The sequence below is a fragment of the Shigella sp. FC1567 genome (assembly GCF_001743015.1).
Lineage (GTDB): Bacteria > Pseudomonadota > Gammaproteobacteria > Enterobacterales > Enterobacteriaceae > Escherichia > Escherichia coli.
The window spans coordinates 1-1,600 of sequence record NZ_MIIV01000257.1; the positions used below are offsets into that span (position 1 = coordinate 1).

4 protein-coding genes are annotated in these 1,600 nt (G+C 49.8%); all 4 read left to right on the forward strand.

The features are described 5' to 3' along the window. Window positions 1–339, forward strand: a 339-nt coding sequence (locus BHE85_RS15065; protein ID WP_073692194.1) for an NlpC/P60 family protein, incomplete at its 5' end; no start/stop codon positions are given. Further along, window positions 276–878: a tail assembly protein gene (locus BHE85_RS15070; protein ID WP_000090863.1), complete on the forward strand. Its 603-nt coding sequence runs from the start codon at window positions 276–278 to the stop codon at window positions 876–878. The genes BHE85_RS15065 and BHE85_RS15070, both read left to right, overlap by 64 nt. 72 nt (window positions 879–950) lie before the next feature. Beyond that, the gene (locus BHE85_RS26570) at window positions 951–1,289 is read left to right on the forward strand and encodes a hypothetical protein (protein WP_001332187.1); all 339 of its coding nucleotides are present in this window, start codon (window positions 951–953) and stop codon (window positions 1,287–1,289) included. A 71-nt stretch (window positions 1,290–1,360) separates the two neighbouring features. Beyond that, on the forward strand, window positions 1,361–1,600 hold a 240-nt coding region (locus BHE85_RS15080), incomplete at its 3' end, for a transposase (protein WP_032254633.1).

Below are 1,600 nucleotides of genomic sequence, written 5' to 3' on the forward strand. Positions count from 1 at the left end.
ATGCCGGATTTTCATCGCGGGGATGACTGGTGGCGTCACGGTCAGAATCTCTATCTGGATAATCTGGAGGCCACAGGGCTGTATCAGGTGCCGTTGTCAGCGGCGCAGCCGGGCGATGTGCTGCTGTGCTGTTTTGGTTCATCGGTGCCGAATCATGCCGCCATTTACTGTGGTGACGGCGAGCTGCTGCACCATATTCCTGAACAACTGAGCAAACGAGAGAGGTACACCGACAAATGGCAGCGACGCACACACTCCCTCTGGCGTCACCAGGCATGGCACGCATCTGCCTTTACGGGGATTTACAACGATTTGGTCGCCGCATCGACCTTCGTGTGAAAACGGGGGCCGAAGCCATCCGGGCGCTGGCCACACAGCTCCCGGCGTTTCGCCAGAAACTGAATGAGGGCTGGTATCAGGTGCGCATTGCCGGGCGTGATGCAGGCGAAAATGAATTATCTGCCCGTCTTAATGAGCCGCTGGCAAATGGTGCCGTGATCCACATCGTACCGCGTCTGGCGGGTGCCAAAAGTGGTGGTGTTTTTCAGGCAGTGCTGGGTGCGGCGCTGATTGCTACGGCAATCTGGATGCCAGGAATCAGTATCGCTTTCAGTAACATTCTCTTTTCTATGGGGGCAGCGATGACGCTTGGTGGTGTCGCACAGATGCTGGCCCCTAAACCCAAAACTCCACGTACACAGACAACGGATAACGGCAAACAGAACACCTATTTCTCCTCACTGGATAACATGGTTGCCCAGGGCAATGTCCTGCCTGTTCTGTACGGTGAAATGCGCGTGGGGTCACGTGTGGCATCTCAGGAGATCAGCACGGCAGATGAAGGGGATGGTGGTCAGGTTGTGGTAATTGGGCGGTAATATTATTTACTCATGTTCTAACTGATTTAATATTTATATCGAACACTGATAATTATTCTATTGGTTAGCTATATGAACAAAACGATTTTATTCTGCACGATTATTGCCTTAACAGGATGTAAATCTTTGGATTACGTAAAATCCGGAAAACCTGTAATGGAAGGTAATTCATTAAAAAATATTGATGAATTGTCAGGCTGCATATCCAGACAATGGGCTGGTAATGGAACACCTATAACATCCCTTCCTATTGAGAATGGGGTAAGCCTTTTAGTTCCACAGGCTATGGGGGGATATGATGTTGTGCTTGATATCAAAAAAGCAGGAAATGGCAGTAGTTTTACTCTTTATGAACGTGTACCAGCATTAACGCCAAAAATTTTTGCTGATAGTGTTAATGCATGTAAATAATAGTTAATCCTGCCGTATGAACCGCCCCGGGAATCCTGGAGACTAAACTCCCTGAGAAAGAGGTAAACAGGATGACTAAAAATACTCGTTTTTCCCCCGAAGTCCGTCAGAGGGCGATTCGTATGGTTCTGGAAAGTCAGGGCGAATATGACTCACAGTGGGCGGCAATTTGTTCCATTGCCCCAAAGATTGGCTGTACACCGGAGACTCTGCGTGTCTGGGTACGCCAGCATGAGCGGGATACCGGAGGCGGTGATGGCGGGCTCACCACCGCTGAACGTCAGCGTCTGAAAGAGCTGGAACGTGAAAAT

What these genes read in the sequence shown, in the direction of transcription:
- BHE85_RS15070 (WP_000090863.1), top strand. Translation starts at nt 276, where the DNA reads ATGGCACGCATCTGCCTTTACGGGGATTTACAACGATTTGGTCGCCGC.
- BHE85_RS26570 (WP_001332187.1), top strand. Translation starts at nt 951, where the DNA reads ATGAACAAAACGATTTTATTCTGCACGATTATTGCCTTAACAGGATGT.